Source organism: Streptomyces sp. NBC_00234 (assembly GCF_036195325.1).
Lineage (GTDB): Bacteria > Actinomycetota > Actinomycetes > Streptomycetales > Streptomycetaceae > Streptomyces.
In genome coordinates this window covers 5,745,981-5,768,648 of the sequence record NZ_CP108101.1, presented here as the reverse complement: position 1 = coordinate 5,768,648, position 22,668 = coordinate 5,745,981, and the positions used below count along the sequence as shown (strand labels likewise).

At 71.0% G+C, this 22,668-nt stretch carries 16 protein-coding genes; 2 read left to right on the top strand and 14 right to left on the bottom strand.

From position 1 onward, the window contains the following. The first annotated feature begins 185 nt into the window (after positions 1-185). Positions 186-803 carry a YceI family protein gene (locus tag OG230_RS25450; protein ID WP_328906045.1) on the top strand — a complete coding sequence of 206 codons (618 nt, stop codon included), beginning with the start codon at positions 186-188 and terminating at the stop codon, positions 801-803. 92 nt (positions 804-895) lie between these two features. Here OG230_RS25450 and OG230_RS25445 read toward each other — a convergent pair whose 3' ends face one another. The 5 genes from OG230_RS25445 to OG230_RS25425 form a co-directional block, all read right to left on the bottom strand. Next, on the bottom strand, positions 896-1,861 hold the full coding sequence (locus OG230_RS25445) for an NAD(P)/FAD-dependent oxidoreductase (RefSeq protein WP_328906044.1): 966 nt from the start codon (positions 1,859-1,861) through the stop codon (positions 896-898). 92 nt (positions 1,862-1,953) lie between these two features. Further along, positions 1,954-4,551, bottom strand: a complete 2,598-nt coding sequence (locus OG230_RS25440; protein WP_328911529.1) for a SpoIIE family protein phosphatase — start codon at positions 4,549-4,551, stop codon at positions 1,954-1,956. A gap of 236 nt (positions 4,552-4,787) precedes the next feature. Next, the gene (locus OG230_RS25435) at positions 4,788-6,158 is read right to left on the bottom strand and encodes a hypothetical protein (protein ID WP_328906043.1); all 1,371 of its coding nucleotides are present in this window, start codon (positions 6,156-6,158) and stop codon (positions 4,788-4,790) included. 70 nt (positions 6,159-6,228) lie between these two features. Continuing rightward, positions 6,229-9,330, bottom strand: a complete 3,102-nt coding sequence (locus tag OG230_RS25430) for a glycoside hydrolase family 3 N-terminal domain-containing protein (RefSeq protein ID WP_328906042.1) — start codon at positions 9,328-9,330, stop codon at positions 6,229-6,231. Positions 9,331-9,419: 89 nt separating this feature from the next. Beyond that, on the bottom strand, positions 9,420-10,394 hold the full coding sequence (locus OG230_RS25425) for a LacI family DNA-binding transcriptional regulator (protein WP_328906041.1): 975 nt from the start codon (positions 10,392-10,394) through the stop codon (positions 9,420-9,422). Between the two features lie 289 nt (positions 10,395-10,683). Between OG230_RS25425 and OG230_RS25420 the strand changes: the two genes are divergently transcribed. Next, complete coding sequence (locus tag OG230_RS25420) at positions 10,684-12,552, top strand: ricin-type beta-trefoil lectin domain protein (protein ID WP_328906040.1); 1,869 nt, start codon at positions 10,684-10,686, stop codon at positions 12,550-12,552. 4 nt (positions 12,553-12,556) lie between these two features. Here the strand turns inward: OG230_RS25420 and cimA are convergent, their stop codons facing one another. From cimA to OG230_RS25375, 9 genes are all read right to left on the bottom strand, one after another. Then, entirely contained in the window at positions 12,557-14,164 is a 1,608-nt protein-coding gene (cimA, locus tag OG230_RS25415; RefSeq protein WP_328906039.1) for a citramalate synthase, read from the bottom strand. 320 nt (positions 14,165-14,484) lie between these two features. Further along, positions 14,485-15,102 (bottom strand): TetR/AcrR family transcriptional regulator, encoded by a 618-nt coding sequence (locus OG230_RS25410; protein ID WP_328906038.1) that lies wholly within the window; start codon positions 15,100-15,102, stop codon positions 14,485-14,487. A gap of 41 nt (positions 15,103-15,143) precedes the next feature. Continuing rightward, positions 15,144-16,184 (bottom strand): agmatine deiminase family protein, encoded by a 1,041-nt coding sequence (locus OG230_RS25405; protein ID WP_328911528.1) that lies wholly within the window; start codon positions 16,182-16,184, stop codon positions 15,144-15,146. Between the two features lie 70 nt (positions 16,185-16,254). Beyond that, the gene (locus OG230_RS25400) at positions 16,255-17,937 is read right to left on the bottom strand and encodes an urease subunit alpha (RefSeq protein WP_328906037.1); all 1,683 of its coding nucleotides are present in this window, start codon (positions 17,935-17,937) and stop codon (positions 16,255-16,257) included. Beyond that, positions 17,937-18,623, bottom strand: a complete 687-nt coding sequence (gene ureA / locus OG230_RS25395; RefSeq protein ID WP_328906036.1) for an urease subunit gamma — start codon at positions 18,621-18,623, stop codon at positions 17,937-17,939. Before ureA ends, OG230_RS25400 begins: the two co-directional genes overlap by 1 nt. Before the next feature lie 235 nt (positions 18,624-18,858). Further along, positions 18,859-19,959: a branched-chain amino acid aminotransferase gene (locus tag OG230_RS25390; protein WP_328906035.1), complete on the bottom strand. Its 1,101-nt coding sequence runs from the start codon at positions 19,957-19,959 to the stop codon at positions 18,859-18,861. A gap of 254 nt (positions 19,960-20,213) precedes the next feature. Continuing rightward, entirely contained in the window at positions 20,214-21,251 is a 1,038-nt protein-coding gene (locus OG230_RS25385) for a 3-isopropylmalate dehydrogenase (RefSeq protein ID WP_328906034.1), read from the bottom strand. Between the two features lie 90 nt (positions 21,252-21,341). Beyond that, complete coding sequence (locus OG230_RS25380; protein WP_328906033.1) at positions 21,342-21,470, bottom strand: hypothetical protein; 129 nt, start codon at positions 21,468-21,470, stop codon at positions 21,342-21,344. Between the two features lie 326 nt (positions 21,471-21,796). After that, positions 21,797-22,642: a helix-turn-helix transcriptional regulator gene (locus OG230_RS25375; RefSeq protein ID WP_328911527.1), complete on the bottom strand. Its 846-nt coding sequence runs from the start codon at positions 22,640-22,642 to the stop codon at positions 21,797-21,799. Positions 22,643-22,668 lie beyond the last annotated feature (26 nt).

The window sequence follows — 22,668 nt, the reverse complement described above, 5'->3', positions numbered from 1 at the left end:
ATAGTGCCCGAGTTCTACGCGCGTCCGCCAGAGGGCGACGGCGCCACCGGGGAGCGGAAGGGCGACTTCCGGACCGGCCTGGACCCTTGATGTTGAAATTTGAACTAGATGGGTCTACAGTGAATCTCGTTGAAGGTTAAACAAACCTTCGCAGCCCGCTCGATCACGTCCCCCGAGGAGGAGCCATGGCTCTGTTCAACCGCAAGAACAACGACGCCCCGTCCACGACCGCCCCGCTCGCGGTGGACCCCGCGCTGGCCGCCCTGACCGGCGACTACGCCATCGACCCGGCCCACAGCAGCATCGGCTTCACGGTGCGCCACGCCATGGTCACGAACGTCCGCGGTTCCTTCGGTGAGCACGAGGGCAGCCTCAAGCTGGACGGCGCCGCCCCCGCGAACTCCGCCGCCTCGATCGACGTCAAGATCGCCAGCGTCGACACCGGCATCGCCGACCGCGACGGCCACCTCGTCAGCGGCGACTTCTTCGACGCGGAGAAGTTCCCCCTGATGTCCTTCCGGTCCACCGCGGCCGAGCAGCTCGGTGGCGACAAGTACCGCGTCACCGGCGACCTCACCATCAAGGACGTCACGCGTCCGCTCGCCATCGACCTGGAGTTCAACGGCTCCGCCACCGACGTCTACGGCAACGAGCGCGTCGGCTTCGAGGGCAGCGCGGACATCCTGCGCTCCGACTGGGGCCTGACCTGGAACGCGGCGCTGGAGACCGGCGGCGTGATGGTCAGCGACAAGGTCAAGCTGAACTTCGACATCTCCGCGATCAAGGCCGCCGCCCAGGTCTGATCCTCCCGAGACACCCGCACGGACCGAGCGCGCCCGCCTTCACTCCCCCGACGGGGAGGAAGGCGGGCGCTCGGCGTTCCGGGCAGCCCTGCTCACCGCCGGTACACGGCCACCGCCCTGCGGGTGTCCTCGGCGATCAGGTCGCCGTTGATCGCCGCCGCGGCCTTCAGTCCCGCGTTGGCGGCGCCGATGACCTGCTCGGTCAGACTGGCGACGTTGCCGGCCACCCAGACCCCGGGGACCGCCGTGGCTCCGGCCGGATCGGCGGCGACGTACGTGCCGATCACGTGCCCGCCCATCTCCTGCGCCGTCGCCTCGACCCCCAGGCTCGCGAGGACGGCCGACCGGGCGGTGAATCGCGGCTGGGTCACCACGGCCTCGCGCGGGATGACCCGCCCGCCGGTGAGACGCACCCCGGCGAGCCGGTCGCCGGTCACTTCGAGTCCGGTGACCTCCCCGTCCACGACGGCGATCCCCCGGGCGGCCAGCTGCTCGTACTCCTCGTCGGTCGGCTCCGGGCCGGTGTGGCGGAAGAGCGTCAGGTCCGCGGTCCACTGGCGCCACATCAACGCCTGGTGCACGGCGAGCGGACCCACGGAGAGGATGCCGACCGGACGGTCCCGCACCTCCCAGCCGTGGCAGTACGGGCAGTGCAGCACCTCGCGGCCCCACCGCTCGGCCAGACCGGGCACCGGGGGCAGCTCGTCGGTCAGACCGGTGGTCACCAGCAGCCGGCGCGCCTCGACAGCGGTCCCGTCCTCCCGTACGACGCGGAAGCCCTCGCCGTCGGGGAGCTTCTCGGCGGACACCACGGTGCCCTCGGCGATCTCTGCGCCGTACCCGGACGCCTCCTCGCGCCCCAGGGCCAGGAGCTCCGAGGGGGCGGTGCCCTCACGGCCCAGGTAGTTGTGCACGTGCGAAGCGGGCGCGTTGCGCGGCTTGCCCGCGTCGATGACCAGCACCGAGCGCCCTGCCCGTGACAGTGTCGTCGCGCCGCTCAGACCGGCCGCTCCGCCGCCCAACACCACCACGTCGTACCGCTGAATGTCGTTGTCCATCGCGTACCACCTCCTTGTGACGGAGATGGTGCGGGGAGAGTGGCGATATCGACAAGTTTGATTGCCGTAACAGCAAATGCTATTGGCCGAAACTAGTCGTCTTCCGGCGGCTCGATCGGCTGCTCCGACCAGATGACCTTGCCCGTGGGCGTGTAGCGGGTGCCCCAGCGCTCGGCGAACTGGGCGACGAGGAACAGGCCGCGGCCACCCTCGTCGGTCGTCGCCGCGTAGCGCAGGTGCGGGGACGTACTGCTGGTGTCGGAGACCTCGCAGACCAGGTTGCGGTCGCACAGCAGCCGCACCACGATCGGCCCCGAGCCGTAGCGGATGGCGTTGGTGACCAGCTCGCTCAGGATGAGCTCGGTGACGAACGCCTCCTCGTCCAGGCCCCGCTCGCCGAGCCAGCGGGCCACCCCCTTGCGGACTCCGGCGACCGCCGAGGGCTCGGGTTCCACCTCCCACTCGGCGACCTGGCCGGGGTCGAGCCGGAGGGTGCGGGCCACCAGGAGGGCCACGTCGTCGGTGGGGTGGCTGGTCAGCAGGGCGTCGATCACGTCGTCGCAGGTCTCCTCCGGCGTCCGGTCCGGGTGCGCGAGAGCGCTGCGCAGGACGTCGAGACCGATGTCGAAGTCCCGGTCTCGGCGTTCCACGAGACCATCGGTGTAGAGGACCAGGCGGCTGCCCTCGGGCACGGTGAACTCGGCGGTCTCGAACGGCATCCCTCCGATGCCGAGCGGCGGGCCCGCGGGGGTCTCCGGGAACTCCACGGTCCCGTCGGGCAGCACGAGCGCGGGTCCGGGGTGGCCGGCGCGGGCCATGGAGCAGTGCCCGGACACGCCGTCGTAGATCGCGTACAGGCAGGTGGCCCCGGCGATCCCCGCGTCGGAGCCGGCGTCCGTCCCGTCCTGGTCCATCCGGGCAACGAGCTCGTCGAGGTGGCCGAGGAGTTCGTCGGGCGGGAGGTCCAGCGTGGAGAAGTTGTGCACCGTGGTGCGCAGCCGCCCCATCGTGGCCGCCGCGTGCAGCCCGTGACCGACGACGTCGCCGACGACCAGGGCGACCCGGGCGCCGGACAGCGGGATCACGTCGAACCAGTCACCGCCCACTCCGGCCTGGGCCGGCAGATAGCGGTAGGCGACGTCGAGGGCGTTCTGTTCGGGCACACCCCGCGGCAGCAGGCTGCGCTGGAGGGTGACGGCCATCTCGTGCTCGCGGGTGTAGCGGCGGGCGTTGTCGATGCTGACAGCGGCCCGTGCCACCAGTTCCTCGGCGAAGGAGAGGTCTTCCTCGTCGAAGGGCTCCGGGTTCGTGGCGCGCCAGAAGTTGACCATGCCGAGGATGACGCCGCGGGCGTGCAGCGGTACGGAGATGAGGGAGTGGATCCCGTACTCCAGGACCTGCCTCCCACGCTCGGGGTCCCGCACCCGCCAGCGCTCCGCCACCGCCAGATCGGCTTCCAGCCAGGTGTGGCCCGTGCTCGTGCCGACCGTGGCGGCGCTGGACGGCACGAAGCCCACCACCCGGCCGAGCGGATAGAGCGGGTGGTCGGGGTCGGCGCCCGAGATCGCGGTGCGCCGCATCTCCAGTACGTCTCCGGTCGGCGCGGGCGGCTCCTCGCCGAGCAGGACCGCGTCGGCGAGGTCGACCGACGCGAAGTCGGCGAATCCCGGGGTCGCCACCTCCGTCAGCTCCTCGGCCGTCCTGGTGACGTCGAGGGTGGTACCGATCCGCTCCCCCGCCTCGTACAGGAGCAGCAGACGCTCCCGTACCGCCTCCGCCGTGCCGGTGACGGCGCGCAGTTCGGTGGTGTCCCGCAGCGTGGCGACGACGCTGGGAGGGCCTCCGTGCGGGTCGGTGGGGCGGAGGTTGACGGCCAGCAGCCGGTTCCCGGCGCGCCGGACCTCGTCCGTGGCGCTCCGGCCGGAAGCCAGGAGGGCGGCGGTGCCCTCGTCGAGGCCCAGGTCGGTCACGGCCCGGCCCTCCGCGTCCGCGGGCAGGTCCAGCAGGCGGCGGGCCTCGTCGTTGGCCAGCAGCAGCCGGCCGTCGGCCCCGATGATGAGCACTCCTTCGCGGACGGCGTGCAGCACCGCGTCGTGGTGCTCGTACATCCGCGTCATTCCGTCCGGCCCGAGACCGCGCGTCTGGCGACCCAGGCGCCTGCTGACCAGCGCGGCGCCGCCCGCGGCGAGGACGAGTGCGACGCCCGCCACGCCGAGACTGAACGGGATGCTGCGGTCCGCGACGCTCTCCACCGACTCCACGGTGATGCCCACCGACACCAGGCCGGCGACCGAACCGTCCGGCCGGGCCACGGGCACGACGGAATTGACCGCACGCCCCCGGGAACCTGTGAAGGTCTCCGTGAACGCCTCACCCTCCAGGGCCTCTTGGTACGGGCCGATGACGCGCTTCCCGATCAGTTCCGGATCGGGGTGCGCGAGCCGGATCCCCTGGTCGTCGGAGACGACCACGTAGTCCACTTCGGCCTTCTCGCGGACCTGTTCGGTGAGTGGCTGGAGCACGGCCGTGGGGTTCGGGCCGTCGATCGCCGCCACGGTGCCGGGCGCGTGGGCGAAGGTCTGGGCGACGCCCATGGTGCGGAGCCTGGCCTCCTGCATGGTGTCGCGCCGACCCTGGACCACGAGGGCGACGGCCGTGACGGAGACGAGCAGCACCACGAGTCCCAGCATGAGGCAGAAGACCTGACCGGCCACCGTACGCACGTTGAAGAGCGAGCGGGCGCCCCCGGCCACCGGCCGGTCCGCCCCGCCCTTGCCCTGCGCCCGTCCGGCATGGCCCGTGCCACCTTGCCGCTGCGGCCGTCGGCCGGGGCGACGGAACCACGCCCGGATGTGACCGAAACCCCACATAAGCTCAGGTTTAGCATGGATCGCACCTTCTCGAATGGCGCGGCAGCGCGGACCTGCTAGAACCCGCCCCCGTCGAATCCGCCGCCCCCGAAGCCTCCTCCGTCACCGAAGCCGCCGAAGTCGGAGGAGCTGAAGTCGGAGCCGGAGACGTCTCCGCCGCTCCAGTCGCCGCCGGAACCCGAGCCGAAGTCACCGCCGCCGTACTCGGAGGCGTACGCGGGGGACGACAGCATCGAGCCGAGCATCGTGCCGACCAGCAGGCCCGGCAGCAGACCGCCGCCGAAGTAACCGCCCGCCCAGGGGCCGTAGGCCGGTCCCGCCTCCCAGTAGGGGCGGCGACGGCCGTCGCCGACGTCGACGGTGCGGCTCATCGGGTCCTCGCCCTCGCGCAGCCGGACCTCGTCGGCGCCGCAGACCGGGACCTCGCGGGCCGCTCCGCCGGACGGTGTCCAGCGGACGTCGGCGACCGAGGGGCCGTGGCGGGGGTCGAAGAAGCAGGGCGGGCGGCGGGCGGGGAGTTCCGCGCCCGTCCTGCGGGCCTCCAGGACGGCGAGGGAGTAGCGGCCGTCCTCCAGTGCCTGGGTGACTCCGCGCACCTCGGAGGGGTGCCGGGCCCGCTCCATCTTCGTCTTGGCGCTCTCGTACGAGTCGAGTGCGCGCTCGTAGTCGGTGCGCATCGTGTCGTCGGCGCCCGGTTCCGCGGGATGGAAGTCGAGCCGTTCCAGGGTTTCGCCGTACGCGGTGATGTCCTCGTCGACGACGACCCGGAGCTTGTCGAGCGCGGCCTTCTCCTCGTCCTCCCTGCGGCGGCGGTTGCGGCGGACGATCGCGTAGGCACCGGCGCCGCCGGCCACGGCCACCGCGCCGAGGGTGATCAGGCCGACCGCGGAGGTACCCGCGCCGGTCTCGCCCGCTCCGTCGCCGGACCAGGAGGCGGGGGCGGTGCCGCGGGCCTGTTCGACGGCCTGGTCGACGAAGGCGTTGAGCTGCGACGCCACGTCGCCGCCACCGTCCTGCGCCGTCACGGAGGCGACCAGGTTGTCGACGGCCCGTACGGGCATCACGCTCCGGTCCGCGCCGGCGTCGAAGGCGTCGCCGAGGCGGACCCCGTAGACGCCCGTGATCCCGGTGTCGTTGCGGAGGTTGGCGAGGAGGCCCTCTTCGGGGTACTCCGAGGACTGCGGCAGGACCGCCACGAACACCGGTTTGTCGGCGTCCTTGATCTTCTTCTCCAGAGCGTCCGCCTGGGACGCGGAGAGCTGGCCGGCCGCGGCCGGGTCGACGTAGACCGGGCCCTGGCGGAGGGCCTGCGCGGCATCGTCGATCGTGGCGGGGGCGGACGGCGCAGCGGGGGACATCGCCAGCACGGCCGCCGAGAGGATCAGCAGCAGGCAGGCCCAGAGGGGGGCGAACAGCCTCTTCCGCATACTCCGAAAATAGCCCAAGTGGGCGACAAATGCGTCGCCCACTTGGCCCAAATGTGTACTGATATGGGATTTATGCGGCGCGGTAGGCCGCTCGGAGCTTCTCCACCGCCCCGGTGAGATCACCGGAAAGCAGGAGGTGGTCGGCGTCGGCGAACGGCCCGGACACCGCCGCGGTCAGCTCGCCCTTCGTCCTCTGCTGGACCAGCAGCCTGGCCCGGTCCACGATCGCCTTGCCCTGCGGACTCCTCCCGAGCCCCGCCTTCTCCGCGACGTGCGCGGCGACGGCGAGGGCGCCGAGCGTGAGCTCGCCGCCTGTCGGGGGCTTCGTCAGCGTGGTCAGTCCCCAGCCGTAGGGGAACTGTGGGTCGTAGGCCGCGTCGCCGACGTTGATCGGCAGCTGTGCCTCGGACTTCGGCCAGGTCACCGGGAGCTGTCCGGTGAAGGCGCGCTTGCCGTACAGGACGTCGGCCACTCCGTCGCCCTCGGTGCCCGGCAGCCAGGACGCCACGAGGGCGTCGATGGAGCCGAGCCGGTCGCCGATGAGCTGCGGGCGTCCGGAGACGACCAGGACGGCGCACTTCATGGCGGCGCATACCGTGTCCACGGCTGCCCGGTCGGCGGCCGTGAGCTCCAGGTCGTGGCCGTTGCCGACGTCTCCGATGCCTTCGGCGTACGGGGTCTCGCCGACGACCACGACGCCGACGTCGTAGCCGTCCGTGGCGGCCGACGCGTCCTTGGAGTACGTGACGGAGGCCGGGTCGGAGGCCGCCTTCCTCATGCCTTCGAGGATCGTCGTCCCGGTGGTGATCCTGCCCGACGAGCCCTGCCAGCTGACGGTCCAGCCGCCTGCCTGGTTGCCGAGGTCGTCGGCGTTGGATCCGGCGACGTACACCTTCGCCGACGGCTCGACCGGGAGGACCGCGCCGTCGTTCTTCAGCAGGACCTGGGACTTGGCCGCCGCCTCGCGGGCGACGGCGCGGTGTTCGGCCGAGCCGACCCGGTCCAGGTTGGCCGGGTCCGCGTACGGCTTCTCGAACAGCCCGAGCCGGAACTTCTGGGTCAGGATCCGGGAGACCGCGTCGTCGATCCGGGCCTCGCTGATCCGGCCCGCGGCGACCTCGTCGCGGAGCGTCTTCGTGAAGTCCTGGTACGCGGTCGGCACCATGATCATGTCGAGTCCGGCGTTGACCGACGTACGGACGTCGCTCGCGTAGTCACCGGGAATCTGGTCGATGGCCTGCCAGTCGCTGATGACGAAGCCCTCGAAGCCCATCCGGTCCTTGAGCACGCCGTTGATCATCTCGGCGTTCGCGTGCATCTTCACCGGGCCCGCGTCGTCGCCGATGACGTCGAGCGAGGAGTAGGACGGCATGACCGTGCCGACGCCCCGCTCCACGGCCTCGGCGAACGGCGCGAGGTGCACCGCTTCGAGCTCCTCGCGGGTGACCTTCGTGACGCCCTGGTCGATCGTGTACGCACCCGTGGTGGACGAGCCGAACTCCGTACCGCCGTCGCCGACGAAGTGCTTGGCGCTGGCCAGGACCTTGTCGTTGCGGTCCAGGTCCTTGCCGGAGGGGCTGCCCTGCATGCCCTTGATGACCGTCTCCATGGCTTCCACCAGGGCGGGGTCCTCGCCGTACGCCTCGTAGGAACGGCCCCAGCGCTCGTCGCGGGTCACGCACACGCAGGGGGCGAAGTCCCACGGGATGCCCGTCGCGCGGACCTCGTTCGCGGTGACCGCGCCGGTCCGCTCGGCGAGCTTCGGGTCGCGGCCCGCGCCGATGCCGATGTTGTGCGGCATGATCGTCGAGCCGATCACGTTGTTGTGGCCGTGCACCGCGTCCACGCCGTAGATCAACGGGATCTGGAAGCGGGACGCCCGCGAGCGCAGCTGGTAGGCGTCGACCATCTTCGCCCAGGCCGCCGCGGTGTTCGGGGTGGGAACGGAGCCACCGCCGGAGAGCAGCGAGCCGAGGTCGTACGCGGCGATGTCGCCCGGCGACTTGAGCGCGTTGCGCTCGGCCTGGGTCATCTGGCCGGCCTTCTCGGCGAGCGACATCCGCGCCACCAGGTCGGCGACGCGCTTCTTCACCGGAAGCTTCGCGTCCTGGTACGGGAGCCCGTGGGCGTCGATGACGACCTGCGGGTTCTCCTTGGGCGGCTTGGCCCCGGTGACGGTGAGTTCGACCGGGACCGTCTCCGCCGGTTCCGCGTCCCCGTCCTTCGCGGTGGCCACGGTGATGGTGTGCGAGGTCCCGGACGCGGTGCCCGCCGGGAAGGTGTGGGTGCCGGTGACGGGTGTGTAGTCGGCGCCGGACGCGGCGCTGCCGCCCTTGGTCGTGTACGCGACGGTGACGGGCTCCTCGATGGGGAGGGAGCCGGTGGTGGCGACGGAGACCTCGATGTCCGCCGTGGCGCCCTCCGTCACCGGGTGCACCGCCGAGTCGACGACGACGCTCGACTTCAGTGCCGCGTCGGCCTTCCCGTACAGCTCGACGCCGTCCATGGCGAACGCGCCGGGGGCACCGGTCGGCAGCGTGAGGGCGTAGCCCCACATCTCGTCGAGGCCGAGGACCTGGTCGATCCCGCCGACGGGCTGGTAGTCGGTCCGGTAGACGAAGTCCGCGAAGGGAATCTCGATCAGGTGCCAGCCCTCCCAGTCGTCGGTGAAGGAGGTGGTCCACAGCTCGGACGCCCCGCCGTTGGCGCCGCCGTCCTTGATCTCGAAGTTGATCCGCTTGCCCGAACCGGGCGGCAGCGGAGCGGTGTTCTGTCCGTACCACCAGAAGCGGATGCCCCGGTGGGCGGTCCAGTTCTTCGGCGGCTGGTCCACGGCGAACTCGTGACTGAGTCCGCCCCAGGCGCTGATGTCGTAGGTGCCCTGGAGGACTTTGGCACCCTCGGGCGCGTCCGCCCGCTCCGCGAACTCCAGCTTCGGCTGGTCGTCGGCGTCGCCGCCCCAGGTGAAGAGGGAGTCGGCGGGCGGGTTGCCGAACGGGACCTCGCCCTCGAACCGGTCGACGAGGACCGGTGCGGGGTCGTCCCCTTCTGCCGCCGCGCTGGGGACGGCTCCGGCGAGCAGTCCGGCGAGGACCGTGACGGCGGCGAGGGCGGCCGTGGCCGGTCTCGCCCGGTGGCGGGCGCGGGCGCGGGTGTGCGGGGTTCGTGGCATTGCGGCTCCAGTGGGGACTGCGGGTCCGAGGGAAGAGTCCGGGACGGGTCCCGGGTGTTCGGGGAGACCGGCCCGGGAGGGCCGGTCCGTTACGGCGCCGAGTGACGCACCACCAGTTCGGTGGGCAGCACCACCGGTTCGTCCGGTACGGCAGTGCCGCCGAGGTGCGAGAGGAGCATCCGTGCCGCCGTCTCGCCCATCCGCCGGGTGGGCTGGCGCACGGTGGTCAGCGGCGGTTCGGTGTGTTCGGCCATCGGGATGTCGTCGAATCCGATGACGGCCACGTCGTCCGGAACGTGGCGGCCGGCCGCGCGCAGGGCCTTCAGCACGCCCACCGCGCTGATGTCGTTGTGCGCGAAGACCGAGTCGAACTCCACTCCCGAAGCGAGCAGTTGTTCCACGGCGGCCCGGCCGCCGTGTTCCGTGAAGTCTCCGTGCACGACCGGGCCCGTCGGCAGGACCGACCGGAAACCCCGCAGCCGGTCGCGTACGCAGCCGAAGTCCTGCGGGCCGGTGACGACCAGCGGCCGGGTGCGGCCGGCGTCCCGCAGATGGCGGGCCGCCGAGGCACCTCCTTCGTGGTTGGTGGTCACGACGGAGGGGAATTCGGGGTGGTGACCGCGGTCGTCGATGAGCACGATCGGCAGGCCCGCCCGGTGCAGCGCGGTGAGATGGCCGAGCGTGTTCTCCGGTTCCACGACGACGAGTCCGTCGAAGGCGCGCGCCGACACCTGGTCGGTGAACCGCCGCACGGACTCGGCGCCGCGGTTGCAGGTGAAGAGCAGCAGCCCGTAGTCGGCGGCCTCGACCGTGTCGACGACGCCCTGGAGCAGTTCGCCCATCCACGGCCAGGTCAGCGAGGGCACCAGCATCCCGACCGTACGGCTGCTGCCGCGGGCCAGTCCGACGGCACCCGAGCTGGGCACATAGCCGAGATGTGCAATCACTTCCCGAACACGGGCGGCCGTGGAACCGTCCACGTCCGCCTTGCCGTTGACGACGCGGGACACCGTTGTCTTGCTCACCCCCGCCGTGCGGGCGACATCCGCGATGGTGACACGCATCGAAGCCTCCGGGGCAAGGCGGGGCAGGGCGGGGACCACGACTTCGGTACCGGTACCGCAACCGGTACCGCAACCGGTTCCGGCGTTGCGGCTGGAGTTAACCGCGCCGAAAAGGTGCCGTCAATACTTCACGCCGAGATTGGTCCGTACCCATTCCCCCACCTGGCCGGACGTGTTGTCCGTTCAACCTATGAACACATACACCTCTTGACGCGGACACGTAAGACGGTTTCACTCACGCCACGATCGACGGCACATCCCCACACCCCTGCCGAGAAAGGCAGCAGCCATGATCCGAACAGGCAGAGCAGTGAGAGCTCTTCTCGCCGCGGCGCTCGCGACCACAGGTCTGGCCGGGCTCTCCTCCGGTACCGCCCAGGCCGCCGGCGAGAGCGTGAACATCGCGCTGACCACGACGGACGACGCGGGCGGTCGCCATGTCACCCGCGGTCTCCAGGCCCAGACGCCGATCGCCTTCGGCGCCGGGAACGGCGGCTCGGGCACGAACATCACGGTCGACGAGAACACCCGCTACCAGACCTTCACCGGCGGCGGCGCCTCGTTCACCGACACCGCTGCCTGGCTGATGAAGGGCAGCGGCGCGCTCAGCCAGTCGACCCGCGACGCGACGATGAAGAAGCTGTTCTCCCCCACCGAGGGCATCGGGCTCTCCTTCGTACGCAATCCGATGGGCGGGTCCGACCTCGCCCGGTTCGGCTACACGTACGACGACATGCCGGCCGGGCAGACCGACCCGAACCTCGCCAACTTCTCGATCGCGCACGATCTGCAGGACGTGCTGCCGCTCACCAAGCAGGCCAAGCAGCTCAACCCCGCGCTGACCACGGTCGCGTCCCCGTGGACCGCGCCGGCCTGGATGAAGGACAACGGACAGCTGAACGGCGGCTGGCTGAAGGCCGAGAACTACGGCGCCTACGCCTCCTACTTCGTGAAGTACCTCCAGGCGTACAGGGACCAGGGCATCGCGGTCGACTACGTGACCGCGCAGAACGAACCCACCTGCTGCGCCGGCTATCCGTCCATGAGCTGGAACGGCTCGGGCCTCGCCTACTTCACCAAGAACGAGCTGCTGCCGAAGCTCCGGTCCGCGGGCCTGGCCACCAAGGTGCTGGCCCACGACTGGAACTGGGACACCTACGACGCCTACGCGGCGGCCACCGTGGACGACGCCGCCGTGCGCAGCCACCCCAACTTCGGCGGGATCGCCTGGCACGGCTACGGCGGCGACGTCGCCAAGCAGACCGCCGTGCATCAGCAGTACCCGGAGCTGGACGCCTTCCAGACCGAGCACTCGGGCGGCACCTGGATCGCCGACCAGCAGCGCGAGGACATGCTCAACATCATCGACTACACCCGGAACTGGGCGAAGTCGGTGACCAAGTGGTCGCTGGCCGTGGACCAGAACCGCGGCCCGCACAACGGCGGCTGCGGCACCTGCGACGGCCTGATCACCGTGCACAACGGGGACAGCCGGCACGGGCAGGTCGACTACACGATCGAGTACTACACGATGGGCCACCTGACGAAGTTCGTACGGCCGGGCGCCTCCCGCATCGCCTCCACCGCCGGCTCGGCCGTGCCCAATGTCGCCTGGCGCAACCCGGACGGCTCCAAGGCGCTGATCGCCTACAACGGTTCCTCGGCGGCGCAGCAGGTCACGGTCAACTGGGGCGGCCAGAAGTTCACGTACACACTCCCGGGCCGCACCTCGGCGACCTTCACCTGGACGGGCACCCAGTCCGGCTCCGCGGACAGCACGGGCGCTCTCATCGGCATCGGCGGGACGTGCCTGGACGCCACGGGCAACACCGGCGCGGACGGTACGCCCGTCCAGATCTGGGGCTGCACCGGCGCGTCCAACCAGCGCTGGACGGTCTCGGGCGACGGTTCCGTCCGGGTGCTCGGTGCCTGCCTGGACGTGACCTCGGGGTCCACGGCCGACGGGGCGAAGGTCCAGCTGTACACCTGCAACGGGACGGGGGCGCAGCGCTGGACGTACGACCCGGCGACCGGGGACATCGTCAACACGGCCGCGGACAAGTGCCTCGACGTGACCGGCCAGTCCTCGGCGAACGGGACCCGTACCCAGATCTGGACCTGCACCGGAGCCGCCAACCAGAAGTGGCGGCTCCAGTGAGGCGCTAGTCCATGGGCTCGATGCCGGCCCGCAGCAGGCCGTAGGTGTACGCGTCCTCCAGCGACTGCCAGGAGGCCGCGATGATGTTCTCGGCCACTCCGACCGTCGACCAGTCGCCGGCCCCGTCACCCGTGGTGATCAGCACCCGGGTGGTGGAGTCGGTGCCGGTCGTGCCCTCCAGGATGCGGACCTTGTAGTCGACCAGTTCGAGCTTGGCCAGCTGCGGGTAGATCCGCTCCAGCCCGACCCGCAGCGCGCGGTCCAGCGCGTTGACCGGACCGTTGCCCTCCGCGGTCGCGACGATCCGCTCGCCCTTGGCCCAGAGCTTCACGGTCGCCTCGTTGGCGTGCGTGCCGTCGGGGCGGTCCTCCGTGATGACGCGCCAGGACTCCGTACGGAAGTAGCGGCGGGCCCGGCCCTCGACCTCGCTGCGCAGCAGGAGTTCGAAGGAGGCGTCGGCCGCCTCGTACGTGTAGCCCTTGAGCTCGCGCTCCTTGACCCGTGCCACCACCCGTCCGACGAGCTCGCGGTCGTCCCCGAGGTCGATGCCGAGTTCCTTGCCCTTGAGCTCGATCGAGGCGCGCCCCGCCATGTCGGATACGAGCATCCGCATGGTGTTGCCGACGAGTTCCGGGTCGATGTGCTGGTACAGATCCGGATCGACCTTGATCGCGGAGGCGTGCAGTCCGGCCTTGTGGGCGAAGGCGGAGACACCCACATAGGGCTGGTGGGTGGAGGGCGTGAGGTTGACGACCTCGGCGATGGCGTGGGAGATCCGGGTCATGTCGGCGAGCGCGCCCTCGGGCAGGACGGTCTTGCCGTACTTGAGTTCCAGGGCTGCGACGACGGGGAAGAGGTTGGCGTTGCCGACCCGTTCGCCGTAGCCGTTGGCCGTGCACTGGACGTGGGTGGCGCCCGCGTCGACGGCGGCGAGGGTGTTGGCCACGGCGCAGCCGGTGTCGTCCTGGGCGTGGATACCGAGGCGGGCCCCGGTGTCCGCGAGGACGGTGGCGACGACGGCCTGGATCTGGGCGGGGAGCATGCCGCCGTTGGTGTCGCACAGGATGACGACGTCGGCGCCGGCCTCGGAGGCGGTCCGGACGACGGCCTTGGCGTACTCGGCGTTGGCGCGGTAGCCGTCGAAGAAGTGCTCGCAGTCGACGAAGACGCGCCGGCCCTGCTCGCGGAGGTGGGAGACGGTGTCGCGGACCATCTCCAGGTTCTCCTCCAGAGTGGTGCGCAGCGCCAGTTCGACATGCCGGTCGTGGGACTTGGCGACAAGGGTGATCACCGGCGCGCCGGAGTCCAGGAGCGCCTTGACCTGCGGGTCGTCGGCCGCGCTGCCGCCCGCCCTGCGGGTCGCCCCGAACGCGACCAGTTGGGCGTTCGCGAACTGGATCTCCTCCGCGGCGCGGGCGAAGAACTCCGTGTCGCGGGGGTTGGCGCCGGGCCAGCCGCCCTCGATGAAGCCGACGCCGAAGTCGTCCAGGTGCCGGGCGATGGTCAGCTTGTCCGCGACCGTCAGGTTGATGCCTTCACGCTGTGCACCGTCGCGCAGTGTGGTGTCGAAGACATGGAAACTGTCGTCGGTGGCCGTGGCCTTGGTGGTCATGCTGATCTGACTCCTGTCGGATGAGTGGATCCGGACGATCGGGCTCCACTTGCCCCCATCATCCCGCGTGCGCCGTCCCGGCCGAGGTGAGGGCCGGAAAACGAAAAAACCCCTCGCGGGTGCGAGAGGTCTGCGCGCGGGTCTGGGGCACGGTGGCCGCGCCGTACGGGGTGGTACGGGCAGTCACTGCGGACCGGCGCGCCTGTTGCCAATAATCATGACGAACGAGGACACGGTCGCAGTCTTGCACAGCGCCGCCCCGTGTTCCGGCCCGTCTCAGGATGCGGTCGTGACGTCCGTCGCAGGCCGCTCCCGCGGATTCACGGCCCGGCAGCGGGAAGCAGCGCCTCCCGCAGGAACTCCCGCACGTGGGAGAGGACCTGCTCGCGTCCCGTCCCCGGTATGCCGACCGCGACATGGACGCTGAATCCGTCGAGCAGCGCCCGCAGCCGGGAGGCGAAACGGTCCGGGTCCACGGAACGGAACTCGCCCCGCGAGATCCCCTCGGCCAGGAGCGCCACCAGGTCCCGGTGCCAGGCCCCCTCGATGGCGGCCTGGCGTCCGCGCGCGTCGGCGTCCGCGCTCTGCGAGCGGTTCCAGACCTCCAGCCAGAGCGTCCAGTGGGGGTCTCGCGGCCCCTGCGGGACGTACAGATCGACGTAGGCGTCGAGCCGCTCGGCGGCGGGCGCCTGCCGGGAGAGCAGGGTGCCGCGCTCGACGCCGAGGCGGCCCTCGCTCCATTCCAGGGTCTGGAGGAGCAGCTCGTCCTTGGTCCGGAAGTAGTAGAGGAGGTGCCCGCTGCTCATCCCGACCTCGCGCCCGAGCCCGGCCATGGTCAGCCCGTCGAGCCCGCGCTCGGCGATGGTGGCCATGGCCGCGACGAGCACGGCCTCCCGGGGCGGGGCGATGTTGCGCCGGCGGGCGGGGGGCGGGGTCATGCGGCGGCCGGCGCGCGGAGCATCTCGTTCACCCGTACGTTCTACCGGATCGGCCGCTCAGCTGTGACGGCCGGCTGCTGCTGCGTGATGCAGTGGATGCCGCCGCCGCCCGCGAAGATCGTCCGGGCGTCCACCAGCTCGACCGTACGGCCGGGGTGGAGACGGCGGAAGATGCCCGCGGCGTGCTCGTCGCGCGGGTCGTCGAAGGCGCACAGCAGTACGCCGCCGTTGCAGAGGTAGTGGTTGATGTAGGAGTAGTCGACCCACTGGCCGTCCTCGTCCCGCACCACCGTCGGGGCCGGGACCTCGACGACCTCCAGGGCCCGGCCACGGGCGTCCGTCTGCGACCTGAGCATCGCCACGTTCTCCTCGCAGAGCGCGTGGTCGGGGTGGGACGGGTCCGGCTGGGTGTGGGCGACGACGACGCCGGGGGCCGCGAAGGCGGCGACGATGTCGACATGGCCGAGGGTGCCGTAGCCGTGCGGCGGGTAGTCGCCGGTCAGGCCGCGCTTCAGCCAGATCGCCTTCGTGGTGCCGAGCCTGGCGTGGATCTCCGCCTCGACCTCCGCCTTGGTCCACTGCGGGTTGCGCTCGGGGCCGAGCTGCACGGTCTCGGTGAGCAGGACGGTGCCCTCGCCGTCGACGTGGATGCCGCCGCCCTCGTTGACCAGGGGCGAGCTGTGCACGGGGACGCCCGCGAGGTCCGCGACATGGCCGGCGATCTTCGCGTCGTGCTCCCAGGTGGCCCAGTCCTGTGCGCCCCAGCCGTTGAACACCCAGCCGACGGCCGCCAGCCGGGTGCCGTCGGTGACGAAGGTGGGACCGATGTCGCGCATCCAGGCGTCGTCCAGCTCGCGCTCGACGAGCTCGATGTCCGGGCCGAGCAGGCCGCGGGCCTCCTCGGACTGGCCGGGGCCGACGACCATGGTCACCGGCTCGAAGCGGCGTACGGCCCGGGCGACCGAGGCCCACGCCGCGCGGGACGCGGCGAGGTCGTCACCGGAGAAGGTGACGTTGGGGCCCGGCCACGCCATCCAGGTCCGCTCGTGCGGGGCCCACTCGGGCGGCATACGGAAGGTCATGTCGTCGTACTCCAAGGGACGTGTCTCGTACGGGCGTGTACGAAAGGGATGTGCGCGAAGGGGGCGCGGGTCAGAGGAAGTAGAGGCGGTTGAGGGAGACCGAGTCGGCCGGCTCGGAGCGCACGGGAGCGCCGTCGAGCGTGACCAGACCGCTCTTCGCGTCCACACCCACCGCGCCGATCCGGGAGTTGAGGCGCAGGTCCGCGGGGCCGATCCCCCGGGTGCCGCGCACGGCGACCCTGCGGCGCCGGGTGGGCATCAGGTCGGAACCCAGCTCGGTCGCCGCCTTCGCCACGAAGGCCACCGAGATGTCCGCCGGCGTGGTTCCGTACGCCCCGAACTGCGGTCCCAGGACCAGCGGTTCGCAGGTGTCGGTGGCGGCGTTGGGGTCGCCCGTCACGCCGTACGCGGGGAAGCCCGACTTCAGGACGAGCTGTGGCTTCGCCCCGAAGAACTGCGGCTTCCACAGCACGATGTCGGCGAGCTTGCCCACCTCGATCGAGCCGATCTCGTGCGCGAGGCCGTGCGCGAGGGCCGGGTTGATCGTGAGTTTGGCCATGTAGCGCAGGACCCGGGCGTTGTCGTCGTGGGGGCCGTCGCCTTCCAGCGGACCCAGCTCCGCCTTCATCTTCCCGGCCATCGCGAAGGTGCGGCGCACGGTCTCGCCCGCGCGGCCCATCCCCTGGGCGTCGGAGGAGGTGATACCGATCGCGCCCAGGTCGTGCAGCACGTCCTCGGCGCCCATCGTGCCGGCCCTGATCCGGTCCCGTGCCATCGCCGCGTCACCGGGCAGGTCCGTCTTGAGGTCGTGTACGGAGACGATCATCCCGTAGTGCTCGGCGACCGCGTCCCGGCCGAAGGGCAGGGTCGGGTTGGTGGAGGAGCCGATGACGTTGGGGACGCCCGCCATCTTGAGGACGTTCGGTACGTGTCCGCCACCGCAGCCCTCGATGTGGAAGGCGTGGATCGTCCGGCCGTCCAGGACGCTCAGGGTGTCCTCGACGGACAGGCATTCGTTCAGCCCGTCGCTGTGCAGGGCGACCTGGACGTCGTGCTCCTCGGCCACCCGCAGGGCCGTGTCGAGCGCACGGGTGTGGGCGCCCATGTCCTCGTGGACCTTGAAGCCGGACGCCCCGCCCTCGGCGAGCGCCTCCACCAGGGGCGCACCGTCGGAGGAGGAACCGCGGGCCAGGAAGCCGATGTTGACCGGCCAGGCGTCGAAGGCGTTGAAGGCGTGGCGCAGGGCCCACGGCGAGTTGACGCCGACCCCCCACACCGGGCCGAACTCCTGCCCGATGACGGTCGTGACGCCGGAGGCGAGGGAAGCCTCCATGATGCGCGGCGAGAGCAGATGGACGTGGGTGTCCACGGCGCCCGCCGTCGCGATCATGCCCTCGCCGGAGACGATGCTGGTCCCGGTGCCGACGACGACGTCGACGCCGTCGAGGGTGTCGGGGTTGCCGGCCCGGCCGATCGCGTGGATGCGGCCCTCACGGATGCCGATGGAGACCTTCCGGATGCCGAGGACCGCGTCGATGACCAGGACGTTGCTGATGACGACGTCGCAGGTGTCGCGTACGGCGGCTGCCTTCAGGTGCAGCCCGTCGCGTGCGGTCTTCCCGAATCCGGCCAGGAATTCGTCGCCGTGCCGCTGCGCGTCCGATTCGACGCGCACCACCAGGCCGGAGTCGCCGAGGACGACCCGGTCACCGGCGCGCGGGCCGTGGACCGAGGCGTATTCGTAGGGGTCCATCAGGCGGCCTCCGCTCCGAGATAGCCACAGGCCGCCGCGCGCCGCAGGGCCTCTTCCTTCGCGCCGGGCGCGTCCAGCGGGCCGTCGACCAGGCCCGCGAAGCCGATCGCGATCCGTGCGCCGCCGATCGGCACGAGGCCGACCTCGGCCTCGCCGCCCGGGTCGAAGCGGACCGACGATCCGGCGGGGACCGACAGCCGCATGCCGTAGGCGGCGGCCCGGTCGAAGTCGAGCCGGGGGTTGGCCTCGAAGAAGTGGAAGTGCGAGGTGACGCTGACCGGGACGGTCGCGGTGTTGCGCACGGTCAGCCGCAGCGCCGGTTCGGGCTCGGCGTGCGCCGGAGCGGGCAGTACGGCGCCGGGAGCGCCCTCGCCGAGGCTCGGGCCTCCGATGGGCGCGCTCACGACCGCCAGCCGGGAACCGTCGTCGAAGACGGCCTCGACATGCACCTCGGTGACCACGTCCGCCACACCGGGCAGCACGTCGTCGGGGCCCAGCACGGCGCGTGCGGCCTCGATGGCCTCCGCGAGCCGCCGCCCGTCGCGGGCCGCCTCGCAGACGGTGTCGGCGATGAGCGCGGTCGCTTCGGGGACGTTGAGCCTCAGCCCACGCGCCCTGCGTGCCCGCGCCAGTTCGGCGGCTCCGAAGAGCAGCAGCCGGTCGCGCTCGGTCGGGGTCAGTCTCACGTCACCACACCTCCTGGTTAGAGCATCACTCTAACCAGGTCACCCCTGAGCGGGAAGCAAAGAATGGCGTTTCTCGGTGGTTACTTTGAGCAATGCTCAAATCTAGGGACAGGCAAGGGCGCGAACGGCGTGCCCCGGCACCGGTGCATACCTCCCCCACCGGGATACGCCGCAGGCGCCGTACGGGCCCGATGTCCGGGTCCGTACGGCGCCTGCGGCAAGGAAGCGAAAGACCCTAGCCGAGCGGGTGCATCCAGCCGTGCGTGTCCTCGGCGATACCGCGCTGGATGTCCAGCAGACGCCCGCGCAGGGTCATCGTGACCTCGCCGGGCGTGCCGTCGCCCTGGGTCCACTCGCCGTTCGCGGACTTGACGGTGCCGACGGGCGTGATGACGGCGGCGGTGCCACAGGCGAAGACCTCGGTCAGCGTGCCGTTCTCGGTGTCGGCCTTCCACTGGTCGATGGAGACGCGGCCCTCCTCGGCCTCGTAGCCGAGGTCACGGGCGACCTTGAGCAGCGAGTCGCGGGTGACACCGGCGAGCAGCGAGCCGGTGAGCTCGGGGGTGACGATGCGCTTCGTGTCCCCCTGCCCGTACACGAAGTACAGGTTCATCCCGCCGAGCTCCTCGACCCACTTGTGCTCCACGGCGTCGAGGTAGGCGACCTGGTCGCAGCCCTGCGCGGCGGCCTCGGCCTGGGCCAGCAGGGACGCCGCGTAGTTGCCGCCGGTCTTGGCGTCGCCCATGCCGCCGGGGACGGCGCGGACACGGTTCTCGGAGAGCCAGATGGAGACCGGCTTCACGCCGCCCGGGAAGTACGCGCCGGCCGGCGAGGCGATGACGATGAAGAGGTACTCGTTGGCGGGCCGCACGCCGAGACCGACCTCGGCCGCGATCATGAACGGGCGAAGGTAGAGGGACTCCTCGCCGCCGTGCTGCGGAACCCACGCCTTGTCCTGCTGGACCAGCGCGTCACAGGCCGCGATGAACGTCTCGACCGGGAGCTCCGGCATGGCCAGCCGCGCCGCGGAGCGCTTGAAGCGCTCGGCGTTGGCCTGGGGGCGGAAACTGGCCACGGTGCCGTCGGGCTGGCGGTACGCCTTGAGGCCCTCGAAGATCTCCTGCGCGTAGTGCAGCGTCATGTTGGCCGGGTCCATGGACAGCGGGCCGTAAGGAACCAGCTGGGCGTCGTGCCAGCCCCGGCCCTCGGTCCACCTGATCGTCACCATGTGGTCGGTGAAATAGCGGCCGAATCCGGGGTTGACCTGGATCGCCTCGCGCTCCGCGTCGGACAGCGGGTTCGAGGAGGGCTTGAGCTCGATCGTGGGCGTCGTCATGAGTGCGTGTCCTTCACCGGTCTTGTGTGTGATGGACCGCGCTCACGCCCGCTCCCGCCCGACGGATATCAGACAGGTCTTAGGACGTCCGAGCATTGCCGCGAGCCACGGCCCCGCGTTCGATTATCTCCCGGGGGTGGCCGTGCGCGAAATGACGTGATTGCGGTCCAGGGTCGATGGTGGCACCCGGAGACCGCAAAGGAGAAGCCGCCGGGTGCGTCGTGACCCGGCGGCTTCGAAGTGGAGTCGTCGGGTCAGCTCGCTACTCGTACCGCGAGGGCGTCGCCGATCTCGGCGGTGGTGCGAGCACCGTCGCGCTCCGCGAGATCGGCGGAGACGGCGTCCTCGATGCGCACGGCCTCGGTCTCGTAGCCGAGGTGACGCAGCAGGAGGGCGACGGAAAGGATCGTGGCGGTCGGGTCGGCCTTGCCCTGGCCCGCGATGTCGGGGGCCGAACCGTGGACCGGCTCGAACATCGACGGGAACGAGCCCGTCGGGTTGATGTTGCCGGAGGCGGCGAGGCCGATACCACCGGTCACGGCGGCGGCCAGGTCCGTGAGGATGTCACCGAAGAGGTTGTCCGTGACGATGACGTCGAAGCGCTCCGGCTGGGTGACGAAGAAGATCGTCGCGGCGTCGACGTGCAGGTAGTCGGTGGTGACCTCGGGGTACTCGGTCGCGACCCTGTCGAAGATGTTCTTCCACATGTGGCCCGCGTACACGAGGACGTTGTTCTTGTGGACCAGCGTCAGCTTCTTGCGCGGACGGGCGTTGGCCCGCTCGAAGGCGTCACGGACGACGCGCTCGACACCGAAGGCGGTGTTGATGCTGACCTCGGTGGCGACCTCGTGCTCCGTACCCGTGCGCAGCGAACCGCCGTTGCCCGTGTACGGGCCCTCGGTGCCCTCGCGCACGACGACGAAGTCGATGTCGGGGCGGCCGGCGAGCGGGGTCGCGGTGTTCGGGAAGAGCTTCGACGGGCGCAGGTTGATGAAGTGGTCGAAGGCGAAACGCAGCTTCAGAAGCAGTCCGCGCTCCAGCACTCCGGACGGCACCGACGGGTCGCCGATGGCGCCGAGCAGGATGGCGTCGTGGTTCTTGAGCGCTGCCAGCTCCGCGTCCGGGAGGGTGTCACCGGTGCGGTGCCAGCGCTGGGCGCCAAGGTCGTACTCCTTGGTCTCCAGCTTCACATCCTGCGGGAGAACAGCGTTGAGGACCTTGAGGCCCTGGGCCACGACCTCCTGGCCGATACCGTCACCGGGGATCACTGCGAGATTGATGCTGCGAGACATATCGGCACCCTACTGGTCGTCCCATCCCATGACATCCGCTGTCCGCATGGCGGACAGCGTGTCACGGGGCGGGCGTGCTCCGGCCGGCTCTCAGTGGCCGGTGGAGCCGCCGTTGTCCCTGCGGTCGAGGGCCCGCTGGAGTGCGGCGGCGGCGTTCTTGCGCTCGGACTCGGTGGGGCGGTGGGCGTGGCGGACGCGTCGGACAGTGGTCTCGGCCATGGTGGATCGACTCCTTGAGATCGCGAGGATTTCGAGATCGAGATTCGAGATCGGGATTTCGAGGCGCCGGAAGGGGCGGGGTACGTGCCGCAGGGGTTACCTGCACGGGGCACGCGCTCACAACCGCCAGTCGCTTGATCGAGCGAGTCGTTCGGCTCCTACAAAGCTAGGACAGCCGGGCCGGTCTGTCTCCACAATTACTCGGACTTCCTACTATCTGAGACGGACCCGGCGCGGCGGACCTCCGCCCGCCGTCGCCCGTAAGCCCCCGCCACGAGGCATCGCCGCTGGTCAGCGGGGGTGAGGGCCAGGTTCTCCCGTCTGGATCAGGCCGGACCGGCCACGGGACCGAAGTTCTGCAGGCCGACCACCCGCAGCAGCCGCAGCCGCTCGTACGTCTCGGTGCCCGGCGTGGCCGTATGGATCACCAGCCGCTGACCGCGGTCGGCGGTGAGCAGGACCTCGCAGCCCAGTTCGAGCAGGCCGACCACCGGGTGCAGGAACCGCTTGGTCTCGGCGCGCCGCACCGCCACCCGGTGCTCCGTCCACAGGGCGTCGAACTCCTCGCTCGACGCCCGCAGCTCCTTGACCAGCGCGGCGAGCTGCGCGTCCTCGGGCCGGGCCGCGAACACCGCGCGGAGCTCGGCGACGTGCCTGAGGGAGTGGGCGGCGTGGTCCTCGGGCGGGAAGATGCGCCGCGCGGCCGGAACGGTGAACCACAGGCGGGTCAGGTTCTCGCCGGGCTCGACCTCTCCGCACAGGGCCACCGCCATCGCGTTCTGCGCGAGGAGCTCGCCGCGGTCGCTGTAGACCTGCGCGGGCGCGTCGTGCAGCCGGTCGAGGACCAGCAGCAGGCCGGGACGTACGTGCTGGGTGGGGCCGTGCCGGGCCCGCGGCGGCTCCTCCCCGGCCAGGTGGAACAGGTGGTCGCGCTCGTCCTCGCTCAGCCGCAGCGCGCGGGCCAGCGCGGAGAGCATCTGACGCGAGGGGCGCGAACCGCGGCCCTGTTCCAGGCGCGTGTAGTGGTCCACGGAGGCCCCGGTGAGCTGGGCCACCTCCTCCCGCCGCAGTCCGGGGGTACGCCGCCGGGCACCGGCCGTGAGCCCGACGGTGGCGGGTTCGAGACGGGCGCGGCAGCGGCGCAGGAAGTCGGCGAGTTCGGCTCGGTCCAGGTCCACCTGCCCAGCATGGACCGCGG

Excerpts from the sequence above, each read along its gene's own strand:
- OG230_RS25450 (WP_328906045.1), top strand. The coding sequence starts at position 186 with ATGGCTCTGTTCAACCGCAAGAACAACGACGCCCCGTCCACGACCGCC.
- OG230_RS25445 (WP_328906044.1), bottom strand. The coding sequence starts at position 1,861 with ATGGACAACGACATTCAGCGGTACGACGTGGTGGTGTTGGGCGGCGGA.
- OG230_RS25440 (WP_328911529.1), bottom strand. The coding sequence starts at position 4,551 with ATGCTGGGACTCGTGGTGCTGCTCGTCTCCGTCACGGCCGTCGCCCTC.
- OG230_RS25435 (WP_328906043.1), bottom strand. The coding sequence starts at position 6,158 with ATGCGGAAGAGGCTGTTCGCCCCCCTCTGGGCCTGCCTGCTGCTGATC.
- OG230_RS25430 (WP_328906042.1), bottom strand. The coding sequence starts at position 9,330 with ATGCCACGAACCCCGCACACCCGCGCCCGCGCCCGCCACCGGGCGAGA.
- OG230_RS25425 (WP_328906041.1), bottom strand. The coding sequence starts at position 10,394 with ATGCGTGTCACCATCGCGGATGTCGCCCGCACGGCGGGGGTGAGCAAG.
- OG230_RS25420 (WP_328906040.1), top strand. The coding sequence starts at position 10,684 with ATGATCCGAACAGGCAGAGCAGTGAGAGCTCTTCTCGCCGCGGCGCTC.
- cimA (WP_328906039.1), bottom strand. The coding sequence starts at position 14,164 with ATGACCACCAAGGCCACGGCCACCGACGACAGTTTCCATGTCTTCGAC.
- OG230_RS25410 (WP_328906038.1), bottom strand. The coding sequence starts at position 15,102 with ATGACCCCGCCCCCCGCCCGCCGGCGCAACATCGCCCCGCCCCGGGAG.
- OG230_RS25405 (WP_328911528.1), bottom strand. The coding sequence starts at position 16,184 with ATGACCTTCCGTATGCCGCCCGAGTGGGCCCCGCACGAGCGGACCTGG.
- OG230_RS25400 (WP_328906037.1), bottom strand. The coding sequence starts at position 17,937 with ATGGACCCCTACGAATACGCCTCGGTCCACGGCCCGCGCGCCGGTGAC.
- OG230_RS25390 (WP_328906035.1), bottom strand. The coding sequence starts at position 19,959 with ATGACGACGCCCACGATCGAGCTCAAGCCCTCCTCGAACCCGCTGTCC.
- OG230_RS25385 (WP_328906034.1), bottom strand. The coding sequence starts at position 21,251 with ATGTCTCGCAGCATCAATCTCGCAGTGATCCCCGGTGACGGTATCGGC.
- OG230_RS25380 (WP_328906033.1), bottom strand. The coding sequence starts at position 21,470 with ATGGCCGAGACCACTGTCCGACGCGTCCGCCACGCCCACCGCCCCACC.